Source organism: Pantoea sp. 18059, from assembly GCF_902706165.1.
GTDB lineage: Bacteria > Pseudomonadota > Gammaproteobacteria > Enterobacterales > Enterobacteriaceae > Pantoea > Pantoea agglomerans.
The window spans coordinates 338,088-359,310 of record NZ_CACSJS010000001.1 but is presented as its reverse complement, the minus strand read 5'-3'; the positions used below and the strand labels follow the sequence as shown (position 1 = coordinate 359,310).

The following is a 21,223-nucleotide window of genomic DNA, read 5'->3' as shown; positions in this document are numbered from 1 at the left end:
GAACCCAGCAAGGAGACCCTCCCCAATGGAAAACTGGCTCTCTTCACGTCGTTTTCACTCCCTCTTTTTTAATCAGGAACTCTGGCTAAACAGCGCCATCGTGGTGGTGTCCACGCTGGTGATTTACTGGATATTACGTACTCTGATTCGCTTTATCTCCAACCGGATTGCCCTTTACAGCGAACATCGTCATGTTCGCGCCACTGCGATTCTGGTGGAGATATTGCGCAGTACCAGCCAGACCCTGCTGCTGATCTTTTCGCTACTGATTGCCCTGAAGTTTGTCGATCTGCCCGCGTCGTGGAGTGTAACCATCGCGCACGGCTGGTTCCTGGCGCTGATTGTGCAGCTCGCTCTGTGGCTCGACTGTGGCATCCGGCTATGGCTGAAAAGTCTGCTGCGTGACCCGCTGCACGTGCGCAACCCGGTCACTACGGTGATCCTCGGGATTCTGCTGCGGGTAGTGGTCTGGATCATGATGTTCCTGGCCATTCTGTCGAACATGGGCATCAACATTACCGCACTGGTCGCCAGCCTTGGGGTTGGTGGTATCGCGATTGCGCTGGCGATACAGACGGTACTGAGCGATGTGTTTGCTTCACTGGCGATAGGCTTTGATAAGCCGTTTGAGCATGGCGATTTTATTGTCTTCGGTGACATTGCCGGTTCCATCGAGCATATCGGCCTGAAAACCACCCGACTGCGCAGCCTGAGTGGCGAGCAGATTGTCTGCTCAAATACCATTCTGTTGCAGCAGACGATCCACAACTACAAGCGCATGCAGCAGCGCCGCATCGTCTTTAAGTTTGGTATCAGCTACGCCACGCCGTCAGAGCAGGTCCGGGAGATCAGCCCGCTGGTGAAAGAGATTATCCAGGGCGTTGAGACCACCCGTTTTGACCGTGCCCACTTCCTGGCCTTTGAGGATTCAAAACTGACCTTCGAAGTGGTCTATTTTGTGCTGGATGCGGATTACAACAAGTACATGGATATTCAGCAGGAGATTAACCTGCAGCTGATGGCAGCACTGGAAGAGCGAAATATCCGCTTCGCCTTCCCGATTCGTCAGGTGGAGTTCAGCGGCGGCAATCTGCCACCGGTGGATCTGGTTGCGGTGCAGAATGACGATGACGAGGTGCGCAGAATGGCGCGCTAAATCAGTGCCCGCCTTTCTTTTTCAGAAGTGGCGGGCATACAAGCCGGTGCGGGCGGAATCGTGACCGCACCGGCTGCTTCATCCCCTGCATTCAGCCGTTCCGCCTTACCGCTTACTGATGCCGGTAGCAGCTCACGCCGAGATACTCACTGAACGCTTCCTGCAGCACACCAGCCGTGGCAGAGTGGTTCATTGCCACATGATGCTCAAAGCCGTTACGGCAGATCCACGCCAGCAGTGTCTCCAGCTGCGGCACCTGGATCACCGCACGGCAACCTACCGTGTCCAGCGGATCGGTGACCGACATTCCCTCTCCCACATAGGCCTTGATTTCGCCGCTGAAGTCGTCGGTAGAGAGGCGGAAATAGGTCAGATCGCCCTGCTTCATACGGCCATGCACTGCGCCACAGGTGTTCTCTTTGCCCACGGTGGTGCCGATGATATCCGCCGTGCCCATGGTCGCTGACTCCAGGCTGGCGCTGGCGAAATTACCGCAGTGAAACAGCACACATTTGTCCCGCTCGTCGCCAAAGTTGTTGTTCCAGTCTGCCAGCGAGGCGGGGTTCAGCGAGCAACTGGCGAGCGCATACATCGACAGCGCCCCCATCACATCCACTTCGCAGGCGCTGGGCATCAGCTGGCCCGACATCACGCTCATGATTGAGCAGACGTTAATGCCCAGGTTCTCCTGCAACGACGTCCAGCACTGGATGGCGGTGGTATCGATATCGTTGTCGCTGATCCACTCGCTGATCACCACAAATAGTTTGGCCATGGTCACCAGTTTTTCACCCGGAATCCCCCGCGCATCGGCGTTGGCCTCCAGGATTTCACGCTTCTCTGCCACGCGGATATCGTCATCGCGCAGCCGGTTGGTGCGGGTAAAGATCTCCGATAAATCCAGGGTCTCCACCGCGATGCCCATCTTCTCCAGCAGCTTTTCGCTGTAGCGCACGGTGTTGAATCCGGCAGGCCGGGCACCAATCGCCCCGACGCGTACCCGACGCATGGCATTCACCACCCGACAGAGCTGGCTGAACCGCTGCAGATCCTGCATAAACACGTCGCCGCTCAGGGCGCAGACGTGCTGGCGGGTCAGCGTAAACGGGATGCCATATTGCCGCAGGTTGTTGCAGAGCGAAATTTTGCCGCAGAAGCTATCGCGGCGGGTCGCCAGTCCCATTTTATCCAGATTGTCCTCTTCGGCCTGCACCAGCACCGGCACGTTCAGCCCGGCGAGACGCAGCGCTTCCGCGATGGCTTTTTCATCACCAAAGTTAGGCAGCAACACCACAATGCCGTGAATCGCTTCGCGGTGCTGACGAAACAGCGCGGCACAGGTTTTCGCCTCCTGACGCGTCTCGACGCCGCCCAGATTGGTCTGGGTCTCATCCAGCATCACCGTATTAATGTTCATCTTTTCAAACAGCGCGACCGCCTGCTGGCGCGCCTCGCCCACCAGATAGCTGGGAAAAAAACCCCGGTTGCCAATAATGACGCCGAAGGTTAACTGCTGAGGAAGTGTTGACATGGCTCTGCTCCGGATAAGGATTAATGTGGCTGATAACGACAGCGTGCAACGGCGTCAATCCAGCCTTTATAGTTTTCCTGCATACGCTGCGCGTGCTCTTCACGCGGCATGATGACGCTGCCGCCCTGCAGCGCCTGCATATCACTGCCCTGCTGCCACCATCCCAGCACTTTGCCTGCCAGCAGTGCCGCGCCCAGCGCGGAGACCTCGGCGGTAGGCACCCGCTGCAACGGCCGCTGTAACACATCCGCCTGTAACTGCATCAGCCAGCTATTTTCGGTGGCGCTGCCATCCACACAGAGCGCCGGAAGCTGCTGGCCGCTGGCCTGCTCCATGGCAAAAAAGACGTCGGCGATTTGCCAGACGATCGACTCCAGCGCCACCCGCGCCAGCACGGCGGGTGTGGCGGCATCCGTCAATCCGCACACCATGCCGCGCGCCTGCAGATCCCACCAGGGCGCGCCCAGGCCAGAGAGCGCCGGGACAAAATAGATGCCCTGATTGTCGTCGCAGCGCTGCGCCATCGCGGTGAGCTCGCGCGGCTCCTGCACGCCGAGCATTCTGCCCAGCCAGGCGGCACCGGAACCGGTGTGGGTGATGTTGCCTTCAAAGGCATAACGCAGCGTGCCGTCATGCCAGGCCACGGTGGTGCTGAGGCCATTTTCCGTCAGCAGCGGCGTCGCCATGGACATCATCAGGGAAGACCCGGTGCCGTAGGTGGCTTTCACCACTTCAGACTCGCCGCGCCGCTGCGCCTGTAAGGCGGCATGAGAGTCGCCGATGCGCGCCAGAATCGGCGTGCCTGGCGCTAAGCCGGGAATATCACTCACCGCGACCACGCCCTGTTCACTGGCTGAGGCGGTGATGCGCGGCAGCGCGGCGCGCGGCAGTTGAAACAGCGTCAGCAGCTCGTCGTCCCAGTCATTAAGATGCAGGCTGTAGAGTTGAGTACGGGAGGCGTTAGCATGATCGGTAATAAATACCTCGCCGGCGCTGAGCTGCCAGCTGAGCCAGCTGTCGACCGTGCCGATACAGAGCTCACCCGCCGCCGCCCGCGCCGCGCCGTCAGGAATGGCGGCCAGCATCCCGGTCAGCTTGGCGGCCGGAAACATCGGGTCAACGGCCAGGCCGGTCAAACCGGTGATGCGAGGTGCTTTGCCCGCCTGATGCAGGTCGCGACAGAGTGACTCGGATCGTCGATCCTGCCAGCTCACCAGCGGCGTCAGCGGCTTGCCGTCACGCCGCTTCCAGATCAGCACCGACTCGCGCTGATTACTGATCGCCACAGCCGCGACAGGCGCGCCACCACAGGCTGCCAGGCAATGGGTAATGGCCTCTTTTACCGCCTGCCAGATCGCCACAGGGTCCTGCTCAGCCAGTCCCGGTAGCGGATGTTGCAGGGTTAAGCTCTGGCTGCCGCGTGCCACCACACGGCCATCGCGATCAACCGCAATCGCTTTAGCATTGGTAGTGCCTTCGTCGATCGCCAGAATCAGGGGTCCCACCATGTTTATGCTCCTGCGCAGATGCGCGCTGCACTGTTCACCACGCTACTGGCATCAATGCCATGATGGGCACGGGTAGAGGCGCGATCGCCGGCAATTGCATATTCCCCATCTGCAATGCCGAGCCGCAACAGCGGGATGCCGCAGCCGCCTTCCGCCAGCACTTCGGCCACCAGGCTGCCGACACCGCCATTAACGTTATGCTCCTCTACGGTAATCACCGCTGGGTAGTGATTTAACAGGTTGCGCAGCTGTTGGGTATCACAAGGTCGAATCGATGGAACCGCGATCACACCGGCTGAAATGCCCTGCTCAGCCAGTTGCTCAGCAGCGTGAACCACCTCGTGAACCGTTGAGCCCATCGCCACCAGTGCGATGTCGCTGCCTTCACGCAGCAGGTCGATCGCGCCCGGCCTGAACTGATAGCTTTCTTCGTGCAGCTGCGGCAGATCTTTGCCATCCAGACGGATATAGACCGGCCCGACATGCTCAAGGGCGTAATCGATGATCTGACGGCACTCCAGCGGGCAGGACGGCGCATAGATCTCGATGTTGCCGAAACCGCGCATCACCGCGATGTCATCAATGCTGTGATGCGTGCTGGCTAACGGGCCATAGCTGGTCCCGGCATTCAGCCCGAACAGTTTGACGTTGGTGTTGTTGTAGCAGACGTCGACTTTTACCTGCTCATTGGCGCGTGACACCAGAAACGGCGCAGCGTTACAGGTCACCGCGACCTTGCCGCCCAGCGCCAGACCGGCCGCCGTGCCCACCAGCGTCTGCTCAGCGATGCCGACGTTAATCAGCCGGTCGGGAAATGCCTTGATAAAGGGGGCGATTTTGGCCGTCGACGTGGAGTCCGCTACCACCGGCACCAGATCCACACCGCGATTCACCGCGTCGATAAAGGCCGTGACCATGACGCTTGCTAAATGTTGTGCATTACTCATCTTTCAGTTCCTCCAGTGCCAGTGCGATCTCTTCGCCTTTCGGCACCCGGTGATGCCATTCCGCCTTGCTCTGGATAAAGGAGACGCCAAATCCCTTCTCGGTATGCGCCACAATCACCTGCGGTTTGCCGTTCTTCGGCAGGTTTTCAATGGTGTCGACCACCGCCGCCATATCATTGCCGTTGCATTCGGTGACCTCCAGCCCGAAGGCGCGCCATTTTTCCGGCAGCGGATCGGTGTTCATGATGTCGCGGGTCGCGCCCGCCAGTTGCAGCTTGTTTTTGTCATTGATGATGATCAGGTTGTCGAGGCCGTAATGCGCCGCCACCAGCGCCGCCTCCCAGTTGCTGCCTTCAGCCAGTTCACCATCGCCGGTCACCACAAAGATGCGGCGCGGGCTGTTATCTTTTTTCGCCGCGATAGCGATGCCCACCGCCACCGGCAGGCCGTGACCCAGCGCGCCGGTGTTCAGCTCAACGCCCGGCGTTTTCTGCCGTACCGGATGGCCGGGCAGATGCGAGTCGGCATGCTGATAGGTTGCCAGCCAGTCGGTCGGGAAGTAGCCCGCTTCCGCCAGCACGCAGTAATAGCCCCCCACCGCATGCCCTTTGGACTGGATATAGATGTCACGCTGATCGTCGTCTGTGCGATCCGGTGCGCAGTTCAGAATGCGGAAGTAGAGCGCAGTGAGGATCTCTACCTGTGACAGGTCAGCGCCGGTATGACCGCCTGCCGGGCTGCCCGCGTTAAGCTGGATGATGCGGCGGCGGATTGCCCGCGCCCGGCGCTCAAGGTCATCGACCGGAAGATTGAAAGGATTCATACACTACCTCTGAATTTTAAATCGGTTATGAATATATATTCACGTCGGTTAAAAAATTTTGTGCCTGAAAAAAAGGGGGCTGATAAACTGAACCGCCCTTTGTTCACTACTCTGCCCATTAAACCGGGCAGGCCGTCCACTGCCAGGAATCACTCAGCGGCACCCGCTGTCCGGTTCAACGCACTTTCCCGTCAGGGTTTTGCCGGTGTCCCCTCCTCGATTAACGCTTTCTGAGCCACCACGGCCGCCTTCTGCTGCATCCGGCTCTGGGTCTGGTCGATGATCACCGCGATGATAATCACGATGCCTTTGATCACCATCTGCCAGAATTCACTGACACCCATCATGATCAGGCCATCCGCCAGAAAGCCGATGACGAAGGCACCAATCAGCGTGCCGAGGATGGTGCCGCGTCCGCCCGCCAGCGACGTGCCACCCAGCACCACGGCGGCAATGGCATTCATCTCAAACGCGGTGCCGTTAGCCGGATGGCTGGCGACCAGTTGCGATGAGACCACGATGCCAGCAATCGCCGCGCAGAATCCTGACAGGGTGTAGACCAGAATTTTTACCTGCCGGGTTTTCACACCCGACAGTTCAGCGGCACGTTCATTGTCTCCGATGGCATAGACCTGACGGCCAAACGGCAGGCGACGGGCGATGTAGGCGATCACCAGCGCCAGCACCACCATCATCCAGATGGCGTAAGGCAGCCCGAGAAAGGTTCCGGCACCAATCCGATCGAAACCGGTATTGCCCAGCAGCGGATTCCCCTGCAGACCGGGAAAGGTCTCGCCACCGGAGGTAAGCATCGCCGCGCCGCGCAGGATGTACATGGTGCCGAGGGTGCAGATAAAGGGTGCCACGTTGTAGCGGGTAATGATCCAGCCGTTGCCCGCGCCAATCAGCGCGCCGATCAGCAGCACCACCGGCACAATCACCCAGACGCTGGGAAAAATAGCGATGCCAAACATCGGCAGCACAATGCCTTTGGTAATCAGCCAGCCGGCGATCATGCCGCACAGTCCCAGCGTCGCCCCAATCGACAGGTCAATTCCCGCGGTGATAATGACAAAGGTGATGCCCAGCGCCAGAAAGGCGTTGATGGCGATATGTTTCACCATGATCACCAGGCTGCCGGTGGCGAGAAAGTCCGGCACGGTGATGGCGAAGAAGCCGACGATCAGAATCAGCGCAATAAAAGTGCGCAGCTTCAGAAGCAGCAGCAGAATGCTTTCACGTGAACTGAACGCCTTAGCCGGAAGTGTGGTCAGCGCGACGCTGTCATTGCTTTTCATGCTCAGAACCCCTGCGCACTTGCTTTCACCAGCGCTGCCTCTTCCGCCTGGTCGCGGGGAAGATCAGCCGTAAGTTTGCCGCCCGACATCACCAGGATGCGATCGGCTACCGCCATAATCTCTTTCAGGTCCGAGGTGGAGAAGAGAACTGCAATGCCCTGCTGCGACAGCGCCACCATCATGCGAAACACCTCTGCTTTTGCACCGACATCAATGCCGCGACTCGGCTCATCCAGCAGCAGCAGGCGCGGATTGGTCAGCAGCGCGCGGCCAATCACCACTTTCTGCTGGTTGCCACCACTCAGCGCGCTAATGGCCACGTCCGGCGAGGAGATTTTGATCGCCAGGTTGCCCACCGTCTGGCTTACCGCCTGCTGCTCCGCCTGATGGGCAATGGCAAAGCGATGTGACAGACGCCGCCACAGGCTGGCGATGGTGAGATTACTGGCGACCGATGAGACCGGGAAAATCCCGGCGCGTTTGCGATCTTCCGGCACCAGACTCATGCCCATGCGGATACGGTCGGCGGTGGGCAGATGGGTCGGCAGCGGTTTGCTGTCGAGCCACAGCTTGCCCAGATAGTGGCGCTGACTGCCAAGCAGACACTCAAACAGCTCGGTGCGGCCTGCGCCCATCAGCCCGTAAATCCCGACAATTTCCCCGGCCCGCACCTGAAAACTGACGTCATCCACCAGGGTATTGCCGTTGGGGCTGACGCAGGTAATGTGCTGCGCCTCCAGCACCGGCGCGCCAAACTCACGCGCTTCCGGCAGGAAAGTGGTGACCGGTTCACTGCCCAGCATCTCACGCACGATCCACGGCACATCGATGCTGCTGACCGGCGCTTCGGCCTGAAAGCGCCCGTCGCGCAGAATGGTGATCACGTCGCCAATTGCCATCAGCTCTTCCAGCCGGTGGGAGATGTAAATCACGGTAACGCCCTGCTGCGTCAGGTCGCGGATCACCCGGAACAGGATCTCCACTTCGGTTTTGCTCAGCGCCGAGGTCGGCTCGTCGAGGATCAGGATGTCTGCATCTTCCGCCAGCGCTTTGGCAATCTCGACCAGCTGCTGCTGACCCACCTTGAGATTACCGACCCGCTCATGGGGTGAAATCGGCTGATCCAGGCGCGCCATCAGCGCGGCGGTGCGGCGAGCCTGCTCCGCCTCGTTGATCGGGGCCAGGCCGCGCTGGATCTCCCGGCCCAGAAACAGGTTTTCAGCCACCGTCAGGTTCTCAAACAGATTCAGCTCCTGGTGCACCATGCCGATGCCGTGCCGGGCGGCGTCGCGGGTGCTGCTCAGCGTCAGCGGCTCGCCATTCAGGAACAGCGAACCGGCCGTGGGCTGCTGTACCCCGGCCAGAATTTTCATCAGGGTCGATTTTCCCGCCCCATTCTCACCGATGATGACGTTAACTTTGCCGCGCCAGACCCGATAGTCGACGCGATCCAGCGCCAGCGTGCCGGGAAACAGCATCGATATCTGTTCGGCCCGCAGAATGATCTCATCGTCCATCAGGGCGTCCCCCGCTTCAGCTCAACCGCCACCACATCTTCAACGCTGCTGTGCCCGATAGTTACAGCCAGCAGCGCCTGCACCGGCTGGTTGACCCAGCTGGCATCCAGCGGTGGCAGTTGCTTCACCGCGTGACGGTTCAGCGCCCGCGTCAGCTGGGCGTACTGCACCTGATTGGTAAACTCTTCGAAACGGAATCCGGCGGCATCCCGGATAGCGTTACTGCGCAGCACCGGCCCGACACTGACCGCCACCGGCTTGCCGTTAATCATCAGCGTCAGCGTGCGTTCACGCGGGTTACTCTCATCAAAGGCGCTGGCTGTCCCTCCGGCTCGCACGAAGACGCTTTCGCGCCCGCCGGGTTTGACCGTCTGACTTTTCGCCTCCATGTCGGCCCAGCTCAGCGCATGGCTGTTCGCGGTGGTCATCACGCGCGGCTGCCAGGTCTCTTCCGCAATCTGCTGCGGTGTCTGGGTGGTATAGCTGGGTTTCGCGTGCGGATCCTTCGGCAGAATCGGCTTACCGTCCGCGTCCAGATCCACCACGGTGCAGGCGCTGAGCAGCGCCATACCGGTCAATACCGCCAGCATCCGTTTCATGGTTATTTCGCCAGGTTGAAGTTTTTCAGCTTAGCGGCGTTGCTGTCGTCAATCAGCACGCAGTCCATCAGCTGCTTCTCCTGTTTCTGCGCTTTGCCGTTCTTCAGGTAGTAATCCGCCTGCGTGACCGCCATCTGCGCCTGATCCCAGCCCGGCTGCAGCACCGTCGCTTTAATATTGCCTTTGTTGAGGATCGAATCCCGGGTGTAGTCGCTGCCATCAAAGCCCACCACGATCACCGATGTTTTCCCGGCGGCTTTCAGCGCGGCTTCGGCGCCCAGCGCCATGGTGTCGTTACCGGAGATGACGCCCACGATGTTGGGATGTTTCTGCAGCAGGGTTTCCATGCGGCTGAAGGCTTCGGTCTGGCTCCAGTTGGCGCTCTGCTGAGCCACCATTTTCATGTCGCTGTAGTCATCCAGCACATCGTGATAGCCCTGCGACCGCACGCCCGCGTTGGTGTCAGACTCTTTGCCCAGCAGTTCAACATAGTCCCCTTTGCCGCCCAGCAATTTCGCAAATTTCTCCGCGCCCAGCTGCGCCCCCTGATAGTTGTTAGAGACGATCTGCGCCACCGCGATGCCGGTTTTGTTGATCTCCCGGTCAATCAGGAAGGTCGGGATCCCGGCATCTTTGGCTTTCTGCACCGGCCCGACGGTGGCGTCGGCACCAGCGTTATCAAGAATGATCGCTTTGGCTTTGCGCGCAATCGCGGTCTCAATCAGCTGGTTTTGCTTGTTTACGTCATCATCGTGCGACGCCACCAGCGTGGCGTAACCCAGCTCTTTGGCTTTCGCTAAGGCCCCTTCCGCCTCGGCTTTAAAGAACGGGTTGTCATGGGATGGGGTGATAATCGCCAGCAGGCCTTGCTCTGCCGCCAGCGCGGTCGCTGAAAAGGCGAGCATCGATGCGAGCAGGGTCAGTTTGATCAGAGGACGAGTCATTATTTTTCTCCGCTTTGAATATATATTCACACGCGATTTTATATGCATAATGACTATGCGCCCGCGCTGACGTGCCGTCCAATGCGCGATCGTCAAAAAGCGAAAACGATCACAAATTAGCCTGCGTTGTGATTTTGATCATCCTGGTTAACAATACCGGGCAGAATCAGAGAGGGAAAAACCGATGGCAAAACAGGATGAACAGCGACTGATGGTAAAGATTGCCACCCTTTACTATGTCGAAGGGTTGAAGCAGTCAGAGATTGCACAGTCGCTGACCTTATCGCAGTCGTTTGTCTCACGCATTCTTAATCGCAGCGTGAAAGAAGGTGTGGTCAAGATCAGCGTGGTGCCACCAGCCAACGTCTACCCTGAGCTGGAAAAGGCCATTGAGCAGACCTATAACCTGCCGCAGGCGATTGTGGTGGATGTGCCGGACCAGGCGTCGTCGCTGCAGATTAAGCAGGCGATTGGATCGGCGGCCGCTCACTATCTGGAGACCCGACTGCGAAACGATGAGCTGATTGGTATTTCGTCATGGAGCGGCACGATCCGGGCGATGGTGGATGCGCTGCATCCGCTCAACAGCGCCTGCAAAGGGGTGATCCAGCTGCTGGGTGGCGTCGGGGCTAACGGCAATGTGCAAGCCACGATTCTGACGCAAAATCTGGCGGCGCTGCTGAACTGCCCCGCCTGGCTGCTGCCGTCGCAGTCGATTGAGCATTCGGTCAGCGATCGCCAGCGGCTCTCTGCCAACGCGGAGGTCGCCGAGGTGCTGAGTAAATTTGAGCAGGTCGACCTGGCGATTGTCGGCATTGGCGATCTGGAGCCGTCGGCGCTGTTACGTAATTCGGGCAACTACTACGATGGCAGGATGCTGCAAACGCTGGCGGCGCGCGGTGCGGTAGGCGATATCTGTCTGCACTATTTCGACGCCTGCGGACAGCCGGTGCTGAAAGCAGAAGAAGATCCGGTGATTGGTATGGAGCTGGCGCAGGTGAAACAGTGTCCACAGGTGGTCGGGCTGGCAGGCGGAAGAGAGAAAGCGCAGGCGATTCGCGGTGCGCTGCTGGGCGGCTACATCAAGGTGCTGATCATCGACTATCCCACGGCGCGGCTACTGCTCACGCCGCAGGATTCATCACAACCGGTCAGATAGTGCGGTAAGCCGTGGTGACTTTCCACAGATAGCGCGGGGCCTGCGCCGCCGGATGCTTGTTCTGCACATGCTGATAGAACTCATCCGGTGACATCGCATTGATCATCGCAATGGCCCGATCGCGATTGCTGGAGAAAGTCCGCAGTAACGCTCCTGCGCCGTTGGCATAAGAGACGATGGTGGCATAGCGCAGGGTCAGCGGATCGCGGATGCCCGACAGCGCGGAGTTCTGCAGAATGCGGATATAGGCGGTGCCGATATCAATATTTTTGGCCGGATCGCGCAACTCGGCATTCGACGGCTGACCACGACGGCCCAGCGTGCGATAGACTTCGCGCCCGGCGGTCGAAGCTTTAATCTGCATCAGCCCCACCGCATTTGAACGGCTCACCACGCCCGGATTTCCACCCGACTCGACACTGATAATGGCGCTGATCAACTTCTCATCAACGCCATAATGACTGGCGGCATCTTCGGTAAACATCGCCCAGGTGCCATTGACGCTGGACGGCGGTGCCTGAGTTAATGGCGTGTTGCGCTGCTTAACGGCATGGTGCGGTGGCTCGCTGGCACAGCCGGTCAGGAGTAACGCTGAGAGTATAAGGTGTCGGATTTTCAGCAATTTTTCATCTCGTAGCTGTTGTGGCGAATGCTATCATACCCAGGCAGCCTGAGAGCAAAATTACCGTTTATCCTAAATGCATGAAAATGCGGCGCGTACCGTGACTTCAGCGGCGCTTTTCGCCATCATCGCCGTCAGTCAGGCGCTAACAGCAGGAAAGTATGATGATTTCACGTTCAGTTCGTCTTATCTCCCCCTCCGGTTACTGTCACAATCAGCCTGCGGCGCTGCAGGGCATTGCACGACTGCGTGCGGCCGGCCATCAGGTAGAGAACGAGCAGGTGATCACCCGCCGTTTTCAGCGCTTCGCCGGTACGGACGCGGAGCGCCTGGCGGATATCAACCAGCTTGCCAGTCTCAGCACGCTGCCCGATGTGGTGCTGGCGGTGCGAGGCGGTTATGGTGCCAGCCGGTTACTGGAGTCCATCGACTACATCGGCCTGCAACGCCGTCTGCTGAATCAGCCGCTGGCGCTGTGCGGCCACAGCGACTTCACCGCGATTCAGCTGGCACTGCTGGCACAGGTCGGCTTGATTACCTTCAGCGCACCGATGCTGGCCGGTAACTTCGGCGCCGCGACCTTATCTGAATTTACCCTTCACCACTTCTGGCAGGCACTGACTTCACCTACAGTAGAGGTGACATGGCAAAGCGAAACGCCTGACGAGGGTGAATGGCAGGGTACGCTGTGGGGCGGGAATCTGGCGATGATCTGCTCACTGATTGGCACGCCGTGGATGCCGCAGTTTGAGAACGGCATTCTGGTGATTGAGGATGTGAATGAGCATCCGTTCCGCATTGAACGCATGCTGATTCAGCTGCAGCAGAGCGGCATTCTGGCGCGACAGCGGGCGATCGTTACCGGCAGCTTCACCAGTACAGCCCTGACAGAATATGACAACGGGTTTGACTTCAGCACCGTCTGGCAGCGACTGCGTGACACCACCGGTCTGCCGCTGATTTGTGGATTAGATTTTGGTCATGCCGCTGACACCGTAACACTGCCTTTGGGTGCCAGCGCACGATTAGCGGTCAGCCAGGGCCACGCCCGTTTGCAGGCGACCGGGCATCCCGTCCTGCGGGAATAGCGTTTGTTTCAGGAGATCGACATTGAAGCCGTTGTATGACGATTTGTGGATCTCAACCCCGGAATTTCCGGTGGAAGATGCCGTTAATGACCTGATGATGCATGGCTTTATGCTGCGTCACCCGCGCGGCAATCTGTTGATTGGCCGCGTAGAAAATCCGCTCGATCATGAAGTCATGGCCGATACCGGCGGCGTGATCCGCCACTACCTCACCCACTGGCATGAATCCGCGCCCGGTGCGGCGCTGATCCAGCAGCGCTTCAGCAGCGCACTTTACTGCCATAGCCGATCGCTGGGCCCCATCAGCCGTTTTGCTGAGCCTGATGACACCTTTTCGCAGCAGGAGACGCACTTCGGGGATTTCCATCTGCTGCCAACGCCAGGACACACACCGGGCAGTTGCAGCTATCTCTACACCTCGCCGCTGGGGCTGACCTATCTGTTTGTTGGCGATACCGTGACGCGTTCGCACGACCGCTGGATCACGGTGCTGGTGCCGGACAGTAATCCGGCTGAGCTGAGCCAGACGCTGGAGTTTTACCGCTCCCTGCGTCCCGACGTGGTGCTGATGAGTACCACGCGCGGGCATCTCTCCTGGAAAAAAGTTACGCTGCAGAGCTGGCTGGCCGCGATTGATGAAGCAGAACAGCATCCGCTGGATTTGCGTCAGCAACCATTATTCTGATTACAGGGCTTTCGTCAGATAGTGGCGCTGATGATGCCGCGGATAGTTATCCAGGCTGAAGCGCAGCGTATAGCCGAGCTTTTCATAAAACGGTCGCGCCTGAAAACTGGCGGTATCCACCTGGGCAAAGCGGCAGCCGCGATCCCGCGCCTCCTGCTCTGCCGCCTGCATCAGCTTACTGCCCGCCCCCTGCCCGCGTAGCGCCTCACTCACCCACAGCATATCAATCCGCAGCCAGTTTCCGGCGGTTGATCCGGTCAGTCCGGCCAGCTTTCTGCCCTGGTCATCACGAATAAACACGCCGATCGATCTGATCTCATCAATATTAATATATTTGCTGTTGAACGCAGTCAGACCCAGCCTGACTTCATCCAGATCCTGCGTTGTGACCTTATCGGTAATCTCGGGTTGCATAGTGGCTCCGTGGGTTAAGTGTCGGAGTGCTGACGATCGTCGTAGCGCTCCAGGCTCAACGCATCAACATCGCGTTTTTCGCTGCGGCTGCAGGGCAGCAGTTTATCGCTGTCGCGGTAGACAAAAAAGGTCGCCTGGCTGCGCTGGTTCACAATCAGCTGATCGCCATTGCGAAAGCGGGTAATCGCCACCTTATCACCCGCCTCTAAACGGGTACGCTGCTGACCGGCGGCAATCTGGAAATGCCCCGGCGGCCACATTAACGTGGTTAAACCATATTCGGCACGCGAAACGGTCATGGTTGTCCGGCCGGGACAGTTAAGCTGAAATTCCGTCTCGCTCCAGGCGGGTGCGATGTGACAGGCCAGCAGGCCCAGGGCAATTAATGCTGCCTTCATGCTGTTTCTCCGCTGATTTTATTGAGATTTTTTAGCTTAACACATCACAGGACGGAGAAGGGACGCGGGGCAACCCGCAGCAAGACCATTGAAAGATAGAATCGGCGTGCGAAGAAATCTGAAAGTTGAGAAAAAATAAAGTAATCCGGCCAGCGTAACAGGCTGCCACACTGACCGGATATGATCATTCGGCTGCTACCTCGGCGGCCACTAACATCAGTGCCAGCCCGGCATTCTCGCTATCATAAGCCTGCATTGCTGCACGTATATCCGCTGAACAAGCGATCACCTGTTGCTTCTTATCGGCTTCTAACTGGTCAATCGCATGGCGAATAATCATTAGACTTGCTTCTTCTTCGTTCATCATTTATCCCTGAATTTGCCTAAGTGGTGCGCAAAGGAGCCAAGAATAACGTTTATTGATAAGCAAAGTCACCCTTTTACATTCCTGTTGCTTAACGATTAAACAAATCACAAACAGGAAGCGCAGCGTAAACTGCTATGATTAAGTAATCAGTGACGCAGCAGGATAGACTCTGCGCCACGAAACTCCCAGGGATTGAAGCAGGTAGAAAATCATGATGCGTCTCAGCATTTTTATCCTCATCGCGATGGTGACTGGATGTTCATCTGGCCCGAAAGGGGTGGAATGTCCGGGTGAGGTCTCGACAATTTATGGTCAGTCGATGGGGCATACCCAAGGCGTGATTTTTGATCTGGTTAATAGCTTCACCGTGACCCGGGATAAGGTCAGCGTTAAGAGTGGCCCGCTGCAGTCGCTGGATCGCTTTAAATATGTTCCCTCCGCCGTCACGCCTGAGGGCTATTACGCGCAGCGCCTGTCAGATAAGCAGTTCCGCCTGATCAACCCTTACCAGGACACCCAAATCACCTGGACCTGTCCATAAGGGATGAATCCTGCTGCCAGATGGTTTATTGTCAGGAAACGTCAAGCAGCAGGTCTCCCCGATGGAAAAGCGTCTGGATAACAACGGTTATATCGACTTCCCCTTCCCCGCCACCCGCAATGCGGATGGCTCCGTGAATCCCTGTGGCTTTGATCTGACGCTGGAAACCGGTCGCCTTGAGGAGATCGCGGTGCTGAACCATTCAGTGAATCTGCGGCGCCTGGTCGAGGAGATCAATCTGCAGGAGGGGCTGTTTATGACCCTGGCCTGCGACTGGCAGCAGCAGGCAGATGCGGTCTGTGGCTTTATCGATGTGGCTTTTCGTCCCGACCTGCCGCAACACGGCTTTGAGGAGGCGCTGCAGCTGGAAGCGAACTTTTATCGCTACCTGACCGGGCAGGAGCAGCAGCATCAGATGCCCGCCGAGACGCTGGTCAATTATGCCCGCTCGGTACTCGACTGGAGCTGGTCGCCGCTGCGCCAGCGTCAGCGCGATTATGAAAAGATCACCATTCAGTTCTATTGCCCGCAGGCGGATGACGCCGAATGGTGTTTTGATCATCTGCGTCACTTCCTGGTGAGCGTCTATCCGGCCTGCGTCGCCGCCCGTTCACTCTGATCTTCATTGCCCCCGGAGTCGCTATGCGTTCTGCTGCGCTGTCTGCTGTCACGCTGTTCTGCTCACTGTTTTTTACCGCTGCTGTCCATGCCGATCGCTGCCAGCAAATTCGCGCCGGTCTGGATATCGGTTCCGGCACCACCAAAATTGCGGTAGCCCGTGTCAATGTCTGCCAGCTGCGCATCGAAAAGATGCTGTATCAGGATCAGCGCGCCGTGGCCTGGAACGAGGCCTTAGCGCATTCAACAGATAATCAGCTCAGCCCGGCGATGACTCATGAAGGTGCCGCCGCCCTGCAGCAGCTTTTAACGCAGGCACGGCGCTTTCATCCACAGCGGATCAGCGGCGTTGCCACGGCGGTGTTCCGCAACGCCAGCAACGGTCAGGCGGTCATCGATCAGTTGCAGCGCCAGACCGGTGCGCAAATCAGCATCATCTCGCAGCAGCAGGAAGCGAAACTCGGTTTCCTCTCCGCTAAAGCCGCGCTTAACGATCCGGCGATCCGTGATGAGCAGCTGCTGGTCTGGGATATTGGTGGGGGATCGATGCAGATGACTGCCTGGCGACAGCAGGCGGGTCAGGCGGTTGCAGATATCTATCAGGGCAAACTGGCCTCGGTGACGCTGAAAAACTTTATTCTGACGGTGCTGAAGAACAGCCCGGAGGCCAAATCCCCTAATCCGATTGGCTCCTGGCGGCAGTCGGTACTGCGCTTTGTGCAATTTTATGCCGCTAATGAGGTCAGTCCGCAGATTAAACAGGATCTGGCGAGCCGTCGGGTCATTGGCATCGGCGGCGTCCATGGTTTTTCAATCCGCAGTCAGTTACCGGGCAAACCCCATCGTTACAGCCTGACGACATTAAGTCAGCTGTCGCAGCAGCAGGTCTGGAAAGGCGACAGTGAACTCCCGGGCGACTACCGGGCCACTGATGTCAGCAATCTCTTACTGGTTGAAGGTTATATGCAGGCGCTGAAAATTAATGAAGTTACGATTGTTGAGGCCAGTCTGATTCAGGGCGTGCTGCTGCAGTAGCGCAGCGTTTCCGCACTATGCTAAACCTCAGGCTTAATCAGCCGGATAGCATGATCCAGCATCCGCTGCTCATCCCGTTCACTGTGGACCCGCTGCTGACGTATACGTTTAAGCAGGTCGTAGATTTCGCCACGGCGGGTGTCATGGCCGCGCTCCGACAGCACAATGACCGCATCGCCAATGACCCGGCAGACTTCGTCATAGTCGTCATCATTCAGTGCATCACGTTTCATTGCTTATCCTCCGGCTGTAGCTTTGGCTATGGCTGTGGCAGCGCCTGAGTGCGCCTCTCTTTCCAAAGGCTAGACAGTAAATCCCTTACCCGCAAACGCAGCGCCATTAACAGCCAGAAATGATTTTTTAGCCCATTTTCCTCCGCTGGAGGAGCAGAATTCACTATCTTTGCTACGCTTTGAGGGTCTCACTCAAAACCAAGGAGCAATAAATGTCAGGAAAAATCGAAGATAAAGTAAAAGAAGCCGCTGGCGCAGTTCAGGAACAATGGGGTGCAGCAACCGGTTCATCTGAGCATCAGGCTAAAGGCGCAGCACGCCGTTACACCAACCAGGCAAGCTATGCTGCCCGCGATGCTGCTGACTGTATCAAGGATCAGGTTCAATCCAATCCTGTTGCAGGTCTGGCCGTTGCTGCAGGCGTTGGCGTATTTATCGGCTTCCTGCTGGGCCGCAAGTAATCGCGCTGAACGTCAACAGAACGGGAGCCACTGGCTTCCGTTTTTTTTTGCCTGGACTCTCTCCGCCGGCTGAGAAACATCTGAAAGATAAGCCTTTTCAGGCCAGAATGCGGTAAGTATCTATGCTTAGTCTGGTTTCGTCTCTTTCTGACAACATCAAGGTGACCTTATGAAAACAATTCCTGCCCTGCTGCTGGTTGCAGCGACCTTAACCTCTCTGGCGGGCTGCTCGCAGAAGAGCGACGCAATTAAAGATGATGGCCGCCCTCATGCACCAAGCGGTCAGTCGTCACCGGGCGGTACGCTGGGTTCAGGCCCGGTGGGTCAGCCACAGTCGTAATACCCTGCCCCGGCACACGTGCCGGGGTTTGTTTTATCGCATGTTTTTTAATAGATAGAAGTCATAGAATAATTCCGCTAATAATTAACCTGCTACTAGTTATGGCCGGAATCAGAATATTTCCCATACTTTCCTTTTTATAAGAATCATCCCATCTCTTTTTAATAATCTCTTACTTCTTTTACACAATTCTGTATATATACCCAGAATAAACAACATTAAAATTGTGGAAACAATTTAAACGAAACTTCTACGGCCGCGAAAAAATAAACCTTAATAATGAACTTTAGTCGCAGAAATATTCTCTAATAACTCACAACACCTTTTGTTAAATATTATTGATACGTTTAAGAGAATTCAGACGTGAAGAAAAAAAAGATTTATCTGATAGACCGACTTTTAACGCTCTATTCTCGATTTTCCAGCAGAACACAACCACAGGCCTTGCACGACCTGGCCCCACAGACAGTGGTGATTTACTCCACCACGGCACTGGGCGACTTTCTGATGAATACGCCGGCTATCTGGAGCCTGAAAAATCGCTTTCCCACCAGCAAATTTATTCTGGTTTCCAGCAAGAAAAATAAGGATCTCGTCAGCCGTTATAACTGGTTTGATCAGATCTATATCTGGGATAACAAACTGGCGAATTTCCTGCCGCTTTTTTTCAAACTTCGCCGTCAGAAACCTGACCTGTCAGTAATATTACACGCCCATTTCCCCTACGATATTATGAGCTCGGTACTGACCGGCAGTAAGGTAATTGTGCGCGATCATTACGGCCGCGAGTCGCCTCTGCTAAATAAATATCTCGATCACTATTCAGGCTATTTTGATGACCATACCATCAAGCGTAAGCTGAAACTGATTGAAGTCCTTGGCGCAGAGACAGAGCAAACCCGGATGCACCTTCCGGCACTGAACAACAGTCCGACTGCAAAGACTGACCATCGCCGTATCGGTTTTCAGTTAGGGGCATCAAAAGATATTCGCCGCTGGCCGCTGGCCTCCTTCAGCCAGCTGGCGACAGCCTTGCTTGAACGCTGGCCTGACACGGAAATTATCGTTACCGGCACCGCCGCTGAGCAGCCTCTTGAGCAGGAATTTATTGAAAGCCTGCCCCTGCACTACCGTCAGCGTGTGACCCCGATGGCGGGTAAAACGAATCTCAGCGGCCTGATTAGCCTGATTCGCACGCTGGATGTGCTGGTTACCGGGGACACCGGTCCACTGCACATCGCCGTGGCCGCGCAGACGCCAACGGTCAGCCTGTTCTCCACCGCCAATCCGCGCTATACCGGTCCCTGCCAGGACAGCGCTCGGCACATCATTATTCACCGCCCGGATAAAACCGCCTCACAGCATCCGATGGCAACGATCAAGGCCGATGAGGTCGGGCAGGCCGTGGCGAAACTGGTGGGGTAATGAACGACCTTTCTCAATCCATCATTGCGCTGATTGAGCACCACAATCAGCCAACCGCACTGGGCTGGTTCCGTAAAGTGGATCGGGCGGGATTTCATCTGCAGCAGTTACCGCTGAGTGAGGTGGATTTCGCCATTCTGATGAGTGATTTTTTTATCACTTTCGGCGTCTGTTCAGAACAGTATGATGACGCCCGCTATTTTCCGGAGCCGCGCCGACGGCGTTTTGCAGTGGCAAACTGGTTTACTGCGGGCAAAGCACAGCTTTACCGTCCACTGACGGTCGCCATGCTGTGTGAAGCGGCCAGACTGGGACGCTGGCCTGAAGAGGCTTACTGAGTAATAGTATGGGCGAAGGCGTCATAGACCTCGCTGCTGCTCAGCGCATTGACCTCACGTGACGCCGGTTGCAGCACCTGATAGTTAACCTGCCACGGATGCCAGCACGCCGGATCGCTGTCGCCAAACAGCGCGACGACCGGCAATCCCAGCGCCGCACCAATGTGCATTGCCCCGCCATCACTGCTCACCAGCCCCTGACACAACGACATTGCTGCAATCAACTGCGGCAGGCTGGTGGTTGCCACCGCTTTGATCGGCAGATGCGGGCAGAGCGCCATAATTTCCCGCGCTTTTTCATCATCTCCCGGATGACGCGGATTATCACGGCTGCCGGGTGACCAGAGCAGCATTATCTGGCAGGGATGACGCGCCGCGATTTTTTCAGCCAGCCCGGCAAACCGCGCGGCTTCCCACTGCTGGCTCGGCTTGCGGGCGCTGATTTGCAATGCATAGACCGGAACAGCGGGATCAATCGCACAGGTGTCACGCAGGCTGGCTGCGATTGCCGCATCCGGCAGCAGCGTCAGTTTGCCTGGCGCTGTGGCGCTGAGATTGAAAGGCCGCCCCAGGCTAAACAGGGTTTCACTGATATGACACGGCGACTGGCTGGGTGGCGGCAACAGATCGGTAATCAGCGGATGGGGATGGCCCAGGGCGATCACTCTGGCAGGACGCACTGTTTTAACCCACTTCAGGCCATGCTGATCCCAGCGGCTTTTTGCCAGAATCACCACATCGTAACGCTGTTTTTTCAGCATCAGCATCAGCTTCAGTCGCTGTAAGAGACAGGCCAGTCGTCCCTGCCCTGCCTCACGGTGATGCAGTTTAGTGTAATAGAAGAGCTGCCGGATATCGGGATTATGCTGCAACACTGGCGCAGCGTAATTGTTAGTCAGCACGTCGACCTGATGCTGCCCCGACTGCGCCAGCGCACTGATCAGCGGCGTGGTCAGTAAGGTGTCGCCAATATTATCCCGACAAATAATTAAAACCCGCATGTCTGACATCCTCTGCGCAAAGGCTACGCCGTTCTGGCTGAATAAAAGTAAGACTCGCCCGGTTAACGTTCTGAAAACGGTAACGTAACGGTATAGTCAGCAAATTAGTCAGCGCAGTGTCAGATTGGTTCCATAGTTGCGATATTGTTAAAATATGAGGCCAGCACGACAGGCC

Annotated in this window: 25 protein-coding genes; 11 read left to right on the top strand and 14 right to left on the bottom strand. The window is 57.2% G+C overall.

Annotated features, from left to right (window positions below):
* The first annotated feature begins 25 nt into the window (after positions 1-25).
* Entirely contained in the window at positions 26-1,156 is a 1,131-nt protein-coding gene (locus tag GVJ63_RS01680) for a mechanosensitive ion channel family protein (RefSeq protein WP_031592912.1), read from the top strand.
* Between the two features lie 112 nt (positions 1,157-1,268).
* Here GVJ63_RS01680 and GVJ63_RS01675 read toward each other — a convergent pair whose 3' ends face one another.
* From GVJ63_RS01675 to GVJ63_RS01640, 8 genes are all read right to left on the bottom strand, one after another.
* Positions 1,269-2,687, bottom strand: a complete 1,419-nt coding sequence (locus tag GVJ63_RS01675) for an L-fucose/L-arabinose isomerase family protein (protein WP_033771480.1) — start codon at positions 2,685-2,687, stop codon at positions 1,269-1,271.
* Between the two features lie 20 nt (positions 2,688-2,707).
* Positions 2,708-4,195: an FGGY family carbohydrate kinase gene (locus GVJ63_RS01670; RefSeq protein ID WP_159226325.1), complete on the bottom strand. Its 1,488-nt coding sequence runs from the start codon at positions 4,193-4,195 to the stop codon at positions 2,708-2,710.
* 2 nt (positions 4,196-4,197) lie between these two features.
* Positions 4,198-5,142 (bottom strand): transketolase family protein, encoded by a 945-nt coding sequence (locus GVJ63_RS01665; protein WP_010669881.1) that lies wholly within the window; start codon positions 5,140-5,142, stop codon positions 4,198-4,200.
* Positions 5,135-5,965, bottom strand: coding sequence for a transketolase (locus GVJ63_RS01660; protein ID WP_010246187.1), 831 nt, complete (start codon positions 5,963-5,965; stop codon positions 5,135-5,137). Before GVJ63_RS01660 ends, GVJ63_RS01665 begins: the two co-directional genes overlap by 8 nt.
* A 191-nt stretch (positions 5,966-6,156) precedes the next feature.
* Positions 6,157-7,263 (bottom strand): ABC transporter permease, encoded by a 1,107-nt coding sequence (locus GVJ63_RS01655; protein ID WP_010246189.1) that lies wholly within the window; start codon positions 7,261-7,263, stop codon positions 6,157-6,159.
* A gap of 2 nt (positions 7,264-7,265) precedes the next feature.
* Positions 7,266-8,780 (bottom strand): sugar ABC transporter ATP-binding protein, encoded by a 1,515-nt coding sequence (locus GVJ63_RS01650; protein ID WP_159226324.1) that lies wholly within the window; start codon positions 8,778-8,780, stop codon positions 7,266-7,268.
* Positions 8,780-9,379: a DUF2291 family protein gene (locus GVJ63_RS01645; protein ID WP_010246195.1), complete on the bottom strand. Its 600-nt coding sequence runs from the start codon at positions 9,377-9,379 to the stop codon at positions 8,780-8,782. Before GVJ63_RS01645 ends, GVJ63_RS01650 begins: the two co-directional genes overlap by 1 nt.
* A gap of 2 nt (positions 9,380-9,381) precedes the next feature.
* A complete protein-coding gene (locus tag GVJ63_RS01640) occupies positions 9,382-10,323 on the bottom strand; it encodes a D-ribose ABC transporter substrate-binding protein (RefSeq protein ID WP_010246199.1) in 942 nt (313 codons plus the stop codon).
* 184 nt (positions 10,324-10,507) lie between these two features.
* On the opposite strand from GVJ63_RS01640, the gene GVJ63_RS01635 reads away from it, so the two are divergent.
* Positions 10,508-11,482: a sugar-binding transcriptional regulator gene (locus tag GVJ63_RS01635; RefSeq protein ID WP_010246202.1), complete on the top strand. Its 975-nt coding sequence runs from the start codon at positions 10,508-10,510 to the stop codon at positions 11,480-11,482.
* On the opposite strand, the gene emtA is transcribed toward GVJ63_RS01635, so the two are convergent.
* Positions 11,475-12,104, bottom strand: a complete 630-nt coding sequence (gene emtA, locus GVJ63_RS01630; protein WP_159226323.1) for a membrane-bound lytic murein transglycosylase EmtA — start codon at positions 12,102-12,104, stop codon at positions 11,475-11,477. The genes GVJ63_RS01635 and emtA overlap by 8 nt on opposite strands.
* Positions 12,105-12,268: 164 nt before the next feature.
* Between emtA and ldcA the strand changes: the two genes are divergently transcribed.
* Positions 12,269-13,192 (top strand): muramoyltetrapeptide carboxypeptidase, encoded by a 924-nt coding sequence (gene ldcA / locus GVJ63_RS01625; protein WP_010669878.1) that lies wholly within the window; start codon positions 12,269-12,271, stop codon positions 13,190-13,192.
* A gap of 22 nt (positions 13,193-13,214) precedes the next feature.
* The gene (locus GVJ63_RS01620) at positions 13,215-13,877 is read left to right on the top strand and encodes an MBL fold metallo-hydrolase (protein WP_010246210.1); all 663 of its coding nucleotides are present in this window, start codon (positions 13,215-13,217) and stop codon (positions 13,875-13,877) included.
* Here the strand turns inward: GVJ63_RS01620 and GVJ63_RS01615 are convergent, their stop codons facing one another.
* The 3 genes from GVJ63_RS01615 to GVJ63_RS01605 form a co-directional block, all read right to left on the bottom strand.
* Positions 13,878-14,291: an N-acetyltransferase gene (locus GVJ63_RS01615; RefSeq protein ID WP_010669877.1), complete on the bottom strand. Its 414-nt coding sequence runs from the start codon at positions 14,289-14,291 to the stop codon at positions 13,878-13,880.
* A 14-nt stretch (positions 14,292-14,305) separates the two neighbouring features.
* Positions 14,306-14,689 carry a hypothetical protein gene (locus GVJ63_RS01610; protein WP_010246217.1) on the bottom strand — a complete coding sequence of 128 codons (384 nt, stop codon included), beginning with the start codon at positions 14,687-14,689 and terminating at the stop codon, positions 14,306-14,308.
* Positions 14,690-14,873: 184 nt separating this feature from the next.
* Complete coding sequence (locus tag GVJ63_RS01605; protein WP_010246220.1) at positions 14,874-15,053, bottom strand: hypothetical protein; 180 nt, start codon at positions 15,051-15,053, stop codon at positions 14,874-14,876.
* A gap of 214 nt (positions 15,054-15,267) precedes the next feature.
* Here GVJ63_RS01605 and GVJ63_RS01600 point away from each other — a divergent pair, with 214 nt between their 5' ends.
* The 3 genes from GVJ63_RS01600 to GVJ63_RS01590 all read left to right on the top strand — a co-directional run bounded on the left by GVJ63_RS01600 (position 15,268) and on the right by GVJ63_RS01590 (position 17,250).
* Positions 15,268-15,597, top strand: coding sequence for a hypothetical protein (locus GVJ63_RS01600; RefSeq protein WP_010246223.1), 330 nt, complete (start codon positions 15,268-15,270; stop codon positions 15,595-15,597).
* 61 nt (positions 15,598-15,658) lie between these two features.
* On the top strand, positions 15,659-16,216 hold the full coding sequence (locus GVJ63_RS01595) for a hypothetical protein (RefSeq protein ID WP_022625839.1): 558 nt from the start codon (positions 15,659-15,661) through the stop codon (positions 16,214-16,216).
* A gap of 23 nt (positions 16,217-16,239) precedes the next feature.
* Positions 16,240-17,250 carry a Ppx/GppA phosphatase family protein gene (locus GVJ63_RS01590; RefSeq protein WP_159226322.1) on the top strand — a complete coding sequence of 337 codons (1,011 nt, stop codon included), beginning with the start codon at positions 16,240-16,242 and terminating at the stop codon, positions 17,248-17,250.
* A 20-nt stretch (positions 17,251-17,270) separates the two neighbouring features.
* On the opposite strand, the gene GVJ63_RS01585 is transcribed toward GVJ63_RS01590, so the two are convergent.
* Entirely contained in the window at positions 17,271-17,483 is a 213-nt protein-coding gene (locus GVJ63_RS01585; protein ID WP_159226321.1) for a DUF2767 family protein, read from the bottom strand.
* Positions 17,484-17,695: 212 nt separating this feature from the next.
* Between GVJ63_RS01585 and GVJ63_RS01580 the strand changes: the two genes are divergently transcribed.
* From GVJ63_RS01580 to GVJ63_RS01570, 4 genes are all read left to right on the top strand, one after another.
* Entirely contained in the window at positions 17,696-17,944 is a 249-nt protein-coding gene (locus GVJ63_RS01580) for a YqjD family protein (RefSeq protein ID WP_010246235.1), read from the top strand.
* 169 nt (positions 17,945-18,113) lie between these two features.
* Complete coding sequence (locus GVJ63_RS22165) at positions 18,114-18,284, top strand: hypothetical protein (protein WP_010246238.1); 171 nt, start codon at positions 18,114-18,116, stop codon at positions 18,282-18,284.
* 363 nt (positions 18,285-18,647) lie between these two features.
* Positions 18,648-19,709: a glycosyltransferase family 9 protein gene (locus tag GVJ63_RS01575; protein ID WP_159226320.1), complete on the top strand. Its 1,062-nt coding sequence runs from the start codon at positions 18,648-18,650 to the stop codon at positions 19,707-19,709.
* On the top strand, positions 19,709-20,047 hold the full coding sequence (locus GVJ63_RS01570; protein WP_159226319.1) for a DUF1493 family protein: 339 nt from the start codon (positions 19,709-19,711) through the stop codon (positions 20,045-20,047). The genes GVJ63_RS01575 and GVJ63_RS01570 overlap by 1 nt, the downstream gene beginning before the upstream one ends.
* On the opposite strand, the gene GVJ63_RS01565 is transcribed toward GVJ63_RS01570, so the two are convergent.
* A complete protein-coding gene (locus GVJ63_RS01565) occupies positions 20,041-21,048 on the bottom strand; it encodes a glycosyltransferase family 9 protein (protein ID WP_159226318.1) in 1,008 nt (335 codons plus the stop codon). The genes GVJ63_RS01570 and GVJ63_RS01565 overlap by 7 nt on opposite strands.
* Positions 21,049-21,223 lie beyond the last annotated feature (175 nt).